Source organism: Pseudomonas sp. SDO55104_S430, assembly GCF_054070595.1.
This window is the reverse complement of sequence record NZ_JBSVXG010000246.1, coordinates 1-7,852: the sequence shown is the minus strand read 5'-3', so window position 1 is coordinate 7,852 and position 7,852 is coordinate 1. Positions and strand designations below refer to the sequence as shown.

The window sequence follows — 7,852 nt, the reverse complement described above, 5'->3', positions numbered from 1 at the left end:
TCGTACTCAAATCCAGTGCACGACGCGAAAACACTGTGGGAGCGGGCTTGCCCGCGAAGAGTCCGTCAGCCTCGCCGCAGGGTTACCCGCCGATACGCGCCAGATAAACCCGCGTCACCCTCCGCTCTTCAACCGACATCACAGTCAACCGCCACCCCTCCCACTCATGGCTGTCACCAATCATCGGCAACCGATCCAGCAGGCTCACCACCAGCCCGGCCAGGGTCTGGTAGTCGTCAGTCGGTTCCGCCGCAAAACCAGTGCGCTGGCGGACCCGCGACAGGTTCAGGGCGCCGCTGACCACAAACCCGCCCTTGTCCTCGACCACATCCGGACCTTCGATTTCGCTGGCATCCGGCAACTCGCCGGCAATCGACTCGAGAATATCGGTCATGGTCAGCACGCCGACAAAATCACCGAACTCATTGACAACGAACGCAATGTGCGTAGACGCCTTGCGCATCTGCTCCAGGGCATTGAGGATCGAGTAGCTGTCCAGCAGGTTAATCGTCTGACGCGCCAGATGCGCCAGATCAGGCTGATTGCCGGCCAGGAACTCCTTGAGCAGCTCCTTCTTGTGCACAAACCCCAGCGGCTCATCCACCGCGCCGTTGCGAATCAGCGGCAGGCGCGAGTAGGACGAATGCATCAGCCGCGTACGAATGCTCTCGGCGTCATCAGCCAGATCAATGTGGTCGACATCCGCGCGCACGGTCATCAGGGTGCGGATCGGCCGTTCGGCCAGTTGCAGCACGCCACTGATCATCACCCGCTCGCGACGGTCAAACAGTTCTTCATTCGGCGCTTCGCCGTTGTCGAGCATGTCGACGATCTCTTCACCGACCTCTTCCGCTTCCAGCTTGCGCCCGCCGAGCAAACGCAACACCGCGTGGGCAGTACGTTCGCGCATTGGTCGCAAGCCCTGCATCGAACGCTTGCGACGTGTCCGGGCGATCTGGTTGAACACCTCGATCAGGATCGAGAAACCGATGGCCGCATACAAATAGCCCTTCGGAATGTGGAAGCCCAGGCCTTCGGCGGTCAGGGCGAAGCCGATCATCATCAAGAAGCCCAGACACAGCATGATCACGGTCGGGTGCGCGTTGACGAAGCGGGTCAGCGGCTTGCTGGCGACGATCATCAGGCCGATGGAAATGATCACCGCGATCATCATCACCGCCAGCTCATCGACCATGCCCACGGCGGTAATCACCGCGTCGAGGGAGAACACCGCGTCCAGCACCACGATCTGCGCCACGATGGGCCAGAACAGCGCGTAAGTCGTGTTGGCCGTCCGCTGGCCGACGTGGCCTTCCAGACGTTCGTGCAATTCCATGGTGGCCTTGAACAGCAGGAACACACCACCGAACAGCATGATCAGGTCACGTCCGGAGAAGCTCTTGCCGAACACCTCGAACAGCGGCTGGGTCAGGGTCACCAGCCAGGAAATACTCGCCAGCAGGCCCAGGCGCATGATCAACGCCAGGGACAAACCGATGATGCGCGCGCGGTCACGCTGATGCGGCGGCAACTTGTCGGCGAGGATCGCGATAAACACCAGGTTGTCGATACCCAGTACCAGCTCCAGCACAATCAGTGTCAACAAGCCCAACCAGGCGGTGGGGTCGGCTAACCATTCCATATAAATATCTCGATCTCTTCAGTGAATTCAGAATGCCGGGCACGGCAAAGCGCGGCGCAGAGGCCGTGGGGTTGCAATGTTCGGGGTGTTCGAAGGCCGAAAGACCGGGTGTTTCGCGTGCGTCAGCAGCGCGCGTGGGCGCAGGGAGAAAGGAGAACTGGGGGGCTCCGTGAGGGTGTTCATGCGGGTCCTGAAAAGGGAAAAGGACTTGAATCGTACAGGCGACAGGGACATTTCCCACAGCGGGAAATCATTTCAAGATCTGTAGAAGAGTGAAAGATCGCAGACTTCTGCAGCTCCACAGGGGGTCAGGCGGAGTGGCGGACTCTTTCGATGTAACGCAATACCGCAGGCGATTTTTCGAAGCGGCGATGGATCAGGGCCAGCCATGACGAGGCGTCGCAATCGCCGATCGGCTTGTAGGTAACGTTCGGCAGACTGACGTGTCCGACCACGGATTCCGGCACCACCGCCACCCCCTGCCCTAGGGAGACCAGGGCGATCACCGCCACCAGCCCGCCGGGCTGCGCTCCGAGCCTGGGCGAGAAATTGCCCTGAGCGGCGACCTGCAGGGTGCCGATGACCTGTTCGGGCAGGATGAAGTTTTCGTTTTGCAGGTGCACCGAGTTGATCGACGGCAGGCGGTTGAGCCAGGAATTGACCGGCAACGCCAGCACGAAGCCCTCGGCCATCAGCCGCACCGACTCGATGCCTTCGGGCATGGTTAGTGGAAATCGGACATACCCCAGATCGAAACGCCCCTCCAGGATCATATTACCCAGGCTGGCCATCGGGCTTTCCCGCACGTTGAGGCTCACATCCGGATACTCGCCGGCAAAGCCCTGCACCTGCTTTTGCAGCAGCCCGGAATACACCGCCGACGCCACGTAACCCAACTCGATATGGCCGATTTCGCCACGCCCGGCACGTTGCGCATTGCGCTGCGCCGACTCGAACTGGCGCACCGTGGCGTCGGCCTCGATCATCAGCGCCGCACCGGCTTCAGTGAGGCTGACGTCCCGTGCCTGACGTATGAACAACCGCGCCCCCAGTTCCGCTTCCATGTCCTGAATCTGCCGGGTCAGGGTCGGCGGCGCGATGCCCAGTTGCTCGGCGGCGCGGGTGAAATTGCGATGCCGGGCGACGGCGAGGAAGTAGCGGAAATGGCGGATGTCCATTCGGTGCATTAGCTCAAAGGTAATGAAGTGATGGCGCATGCCTAACAAAGGCATTGCCAACCGGCGATAAGCTGCAGGCAACCTCACAGTAGAGAATGCCCGCCATGTCCGTCAAACCCCGGGTGAGCCCACGCCTGACCCTGCTCACTGCTTCTGCGGTGTGTTCGCTCATCGTGCTCGACACCAACATCGTCGCCGTTACCTTGCCGAGTATCGCTCGGGACCTGGGGGCGAATTTCGCCGATATCGAGTGGGTGGTCAGCGCCTACATGCTCGCCTTCGCCGCCTTGCTGCTGCCCGCCGGAAGCCTGGCCGACCGCTTCGGCCGACAGAAAATGCTGATGTGGGGGCTGGTAATTTTCATTCTTGCCTCACTTGGTTGCGGTGCCGCGCCCACTGCCCTGTTCCTCGACATCGCCCGGGCGATCAAGGGCGTCGGTGCCGCGTTGCTGTTAACCTCGGCGCTGGCTTCCATCGGCCACACCTTTCACGATGAAGTGGAACGGGCCAAGGCCTGGGCCTTCTGGGGCATCTGCATGGGCGTGGCGACCACCGCATCGCCGACCCTGGGCGGCTTGATCACCGAATACGTCGGCTGGCGCTGGATCTTCTACCTCAACCTGCCGGTGGGCCTGTTCCTGATGTACATGGTCTGGCGCGCCGTGCCGGAATCCCGCGACACCCAGTCTGCACGGCTCGACCCGTGGGGCAGCCTGGCATTCAGCGCCAGCCTGCTGTGCCTGATCTGGGGCCTGATCGAAGCCAACCGCATTGGCTGGAACAACTCGGTGACATGGATGCGCCTGCTGGGTGGCGCGGCGCTGCTGGGGCTGTTCGTGCTGATCGAGCGCGTGCAGCAGCGGCCGATGATCGACCTGCAACTGTTCCGTCATCCGCGCTTCATCGGTGCCCTGCTCGGCATGTTTTTCTATGCCGCCTGCGCCCAGGTGATGATGACGATGCTGCCGTTCTACCTGCAGAACGGTCTGGGCTTCAGCGCCATTGCCGCCGGCCTGGGCATGCTGCCATTTGCCGTGACCATGCTGATCTTCCCGCGGATCGGCGCGCGACTGGCCGGACGGGTGAGCCCGGCGAACATGATGGCGGCCGGACTGGCGCTGGTGGGCAGCGGTAATCTGCTCAGCGCCTGGGCGGCATCCAGCGGCGGCTACCTGCCCTTCGCCCTGGCGATTGCCGTGACCGGCGCCGGTGCGGGCCTGCTCAACGGCGATACGCAGAAAAACATCATGGCCTGCGTGCCTCGCGAACGCACCGGCATGGCCTCGGGCATGAGCACCACCATGCGTTTTAGCGCGATCATGCTGGGAATCGGAATCTATGGCGCGCTGCTGGCCGGCCACAGTGAACAGTTGCTGCATGACAGCCTGTCGGCCCAGGGTGGGCAATGGTTGGCGCAGACCCACGGGGTTGCCTCGCGGGTGGTGGCTGGTGATATGGCGGCGGCGATGAACCTTTTGCCGCAGGCCGCGCAGGCGATGATCGAACCCCTCGCCCGTCAGGCCTTCGTAGGAGGTTTCAGCCTGCTGCTGTTGGTTGCGGGGTTGGCGGGACTGCTGGCTGCGCTGGTGGTGGGGACGCTGATGCGTAATCCGATTCCAGTCGTAACGGTGAGTCGGTCAGCGACATCCTCCGCCTGATTGACGCCCCCCCCCTGTAGGAGCGAGCACGCTCGCGATGGTAGTGAACGATTACGCTGGAAACCTGAAACCCCGCGTTATCGTTGACGTCCATCGCGAGCATGCTCGCTCCTACAAGGGGGCGCGGCTCATCGATATGTTGATATTCGGATTGCAACTGCGCCGCCAACACCCTGCTGCGTCCCAGTCGGATCGGGCCGCGTTCGATGTCGATCAATAATCCCGGGCAGTCCAGCGGCTTGAGCGTCGACCAATCCTTGAGGCGTCCATCGGTTACCACCAGCAACCGCTGTTGCTCCGCCGGAAAACGCTTCTGCCGCGCCGCCAGCCAATTCCCCGCTTGTTCCAATGCGGCAAGCAACGGCGTACCACCTCCCGCGCCCAAGCCATCGAGCCAGTGACGCAAACCGCTGGACGCCTTCAACCCCTGCACCTGCCATTTCGGCACGGCGCCACTGGCAGTCATCAGAGCCAGTCGCGCGCGCTGTCGATAAGCATCATCGAACAATTGCGCCAATAGTCCCTTGGCATCACTCAACGCCTGATGCCGACGGGTCGAAGCCGAGGCATCGACGATCACCAGCCACAGCTCATGGGGTGAGCGGGTGCGCAGCTGGAACAACAGATCCGAACGATGCCGTGGCCGGCCATTGAGCAAGGTGCCGGGCCAGTTGACCGAGCCGTCGCGGGCGCTGTGTCGCTTGCCCTGTTTGCCATGATCGAGGCGTCCGGCGCGGGGTCTGGCATTCGCCCCCGCGTCGGACCGGGGGCGAATGCCTAGGGCTTTTTTGGCCAGCTCGGCACTTCGCGACGGGCGCCGGTCGGCAGCGCCTGAGCGGGCATTTCGCCCCACTCGCCCTGGCCTTCGCCAGGATTGGTGTTCTGATTCGACGGCGATTGGCCGGACTGCGGCGCAGGCGGCGTGTGCTCGCGACGGCGATGGCGCAAGGCAAACTCCGCCACGGCGTCGATATCTTCCTCGGTAATCGCCTCGGCTCCGCGCCAGGCGGCGTGGGCCCGGGCTGCGCGCAGCCAGACCAGATCGGCGCGCAAGCCGTCGACGCCGGCGGCGAAACAGCGCTCGGTGATTTGTGCCAATGCCGCGTCATCCAGGGGAATACTGGCCAACGCACTGCGCGCCTTCTGGCAACGCTCACGCAGATCGTGTTGCTGGCCTTCCCATTCGACGCAAAAGGTCTGGGGATCGCTGTCGAAATCCAGGCGGCGGCGGATGATCTGCCCGCGCTCGGCCGGCGGGGTGTGACCGCTGAGGGCGACGTTCAAGCCAAAGCGGTCGAGCAGTTGCGGGCGCAACTCGCCCTCTTCCGGGTTCATGGTGCCGATGAGCACGAACTTCGCCGAGTGCCGGTGGGAAATGCCATCGCGCTCGATCAGGTTGGTGCCGCTGGCGGCCACGTCCAGCAGCAGGTCGACGAGGTGATCGGGCAGCAGATTGACTTCATCGACGTAGAGCACGCCCCCGTCGGCCTTGGCCAGCACGCCGGGGGAAAACTGCGCACGACCTTCGCTCAGGGCGGCGTCCAGGTCGAGGGTGCCGACCAGCCGCTCCTCGGTGGCGCCCAGAGGCAAGGTGACGAACTGACCGCTGGCCAGCAGATCGGCCAGCCCCCGGGCCAGGGTCGATTTGGCCATGCCTCGTGGGCCTTCGATCAGCACGCCGCCGATTTTCGGGTCGATGGCGGTGAGGTACAGCGCCAGTTTCAAATCATCGGCGCCGACCACGGCGGAGAGGGGGAAATGGGGGGTGTCGGTCATTGTGCTTTTCTCTGTCGTGGTCGTTGTTCTGTCAGCAACACTGCCAAACCTTGTGGGAGCGGGCTTGCCCGCGATGGCGTCGTGTCAGCCAATACATGTGTCGACTGACACACCGCCTTCGCGGGCAAGCCCGCTCCCACAGGGGATCTGTGTTGATCAGCCATCTTCTTCTATATCCAGCAACAGATTTTCCAGCGCCTCACGATACTCCCCCGGCTCCTTCCACATCCCTCGCTGCTGCGCTTCAAGCATGCGCTCGGTCATGTCGCGCAAGGCGTGGGGGTTGTGTTCGCGGACGAAATCGCGGGTTGCCGGGTCGAGCAGATAGGCATCGGCCAGCAACGCGTACTGGTGATCGTCGATCAACTGCGTGGTGGCATCGAAGGCGAATAGATTGTCCACGGTGGCGGCCATTTCGAATGCGCCTTTATAGCCGTGGCGTTTGACGCCTTCGAGCCACTTCGGATTGGCCGCGCGGGAGCGGATCACCCGGCTCAGTTCTTCCTTCAGTGTGCGAATTCGAGGCAAGTCCGGCTGGCTGTGGTCGCCGTGATAACTGGCCGCCACCTCGCCGCTGAGGCTCTCCACAGCAGCGAGCATGCCGCCCTGGAACTGGTAATAGTCGTTGGAATCGAGCAGATCGTGCTCGCGGTTGTCCTGGTTCTGCAGCACCGCCTGCACCTGGCTCAGACGCTGGGCGAAATGCTCGCGGGCGGCGGTGCCTTCGTCGGAGCCGCCATAAGCGTAACCGCCCCAGTTCAGGTAAACCTCGGCCAGATCCTCACGGCTCTGCCACAGGCGCCCATCGATGGCGCCCTGCACGCCCGCGCCATAGGCCCCGGGCTTGGCGCCGAAAATACGCCAACCGGCCTGACGTCGCGCAGTGTCTTCATCGAGCCCGGATTGCAGCAAGGCCTCACGCTCAGCACGCACTTTCGCCGCCAGCGGATTCAGGTCGTCTGGCTCATCCAGCGCGGCAACGGCCTGCACGGCGGCGTCGAACAGGCGGATAAGATTGGCAAAGGCATCGCGGAAGAACCCCGACACCCGCAGCGTGACGTCCACTCGCGGTCGGTCGAGCAGGCTCAACGGCAGGATCTCGAAATCATCGACCCGTTGACTACCGGTGGCCCATACCGGGCGTACGCCCATCAGCGCCATGGCCTGGGCGATGTCGTCGCCGCCGGTGCGCATGGTCGCCGTGCCCCACACCGACAGGCCGAGCTGGCGCAGGTGATCGCCATGGTCCTGGAGGTGTCGTTCGAGGATCAGGTTGGCCGACTGGAAGCCGATGCGCCACGCCGTGGTGGTGGGCAGGTTACGCACGTCCACTGAATAGAAGTTGCGTCCGGTGGGGAGCACGTCCAGGCGGCCACGGCTCGGTGCGCCGCTGGGGCCTGCCGGGACGAAACGGCCGCCGAGGGCGTCGAGCAGGCCGCGCATTTCCGCCGGGCCGCAGGCATCCAGGCGGGGGGCGACGATTTCGTGCAGGTGGTCGAGGATCACTTGCACTTCAGACCACAGCGCTTTCCCCTGTGGGAGCGGGCTTGCTCGCGAAAGCGGTACATCCGATAAATCATTGTCGGCTGACACTCCGC

5 protein-coding genes and 1 pseudogene are annotated in these 7,852 nt (G+C 63.4%); 1 reads left to right on the top strand and 5 read right to left on the bottom strand.

The genetic code is table 11. From position 1 onward, the window contains the following. Nucleotides 1–82: 82 nt before the first annotated feature. Both ACW9JE_RS26380 and ACW9JE_RS26375 read right to left on the bottom strand, forming a co-directional pair. The gene (locus tag ACW9JE_RS26380; RefSeq protein ID WP_457434412.1) at nucleotides 83–1,642 is read right to left on the bottom strand and encodes a TerC family protein; all 1,560 of its coding nucleotides are present in this window, start codon (nucleotides 1,640–1,642) and stop codon (nucleotides 83–85) included. 308 nt (nucleotides 1,643–1,950) lie between these two features. After that, on the bottom strand, nucleotides 1,951–2,820 hold the full coding sequence (locus tag ACW9JE_RS26375; RefSeq protein WP_457434411.1) for a LysR family transcriptional regulator: 870 nt from the start codon (nucleotides 2,818–2,820) through the stop codon (nucleotides 1,951–1,953). Nucleotides 2,821–2,924: 104 nt separating this feature from the next. On the opposite strand from ACW9JE_RS26375, the gene ACW9JE_RS26370 reads away from it, so the two are divergent. Beyond that, the gene (locus ACW9JE_RS26370) at nucleotides 2,925–4,478 is read left to right on the top strand and encodes an MFS transporter (protein WP_457434410.1); all 1,554 of its coding nucleotides are present in this window, start codon (nucleotides 2,925–2,927) and stop codon (nucleotides 4,476–4,478) included. A 127-nt stretch (nucleotides 4,479–4,605) separates the two neighbouring features. Here the strand turns inward: ACW9JE_RS26370 and ACW9JE_RS26365 are convergent. The 3 genes and pseudogenes from ACW9JE_RS26365 to ACW9JE_RS26355 form a co-directional block, all read right to left on the bottom strand. Continuing rightward, a pseudogene (locus ACW9JE_RS26365) lies at nucleotides 4,606–5,331 on the bottom strand (vWA domain-containing protein); the annotation flags it as partial. Next, nucleotides 5,256–6,254 carry an ATP-binding protein gene (locus tag ACW9JE_RS26360; protein WP_457434409.1) on the bottom strand — a complete coding sequence of 333 codons (999 nt, stop codon included), beginning with the start codon at nucleotides 6,252–6,254 and terminating at the stop codon, nucleotides 5,256–5,258. The pseudogene ACW9JE_RS26365 and the gene ACW9JE_RS26360, both read right to left, overlap by 76 nt. 156 nt (nucleotides 6,255–6,410) lie before the next feature. Continuing rightward, nucleotides 6,411–7,852: cobaltochelatase subunit CobN (locus ACW9JE_RS26355; RefSeq protein ID WP_457434408.1), on the bottom strand; the 1,442-nt coding region annotated here is incomplete at its 5' end.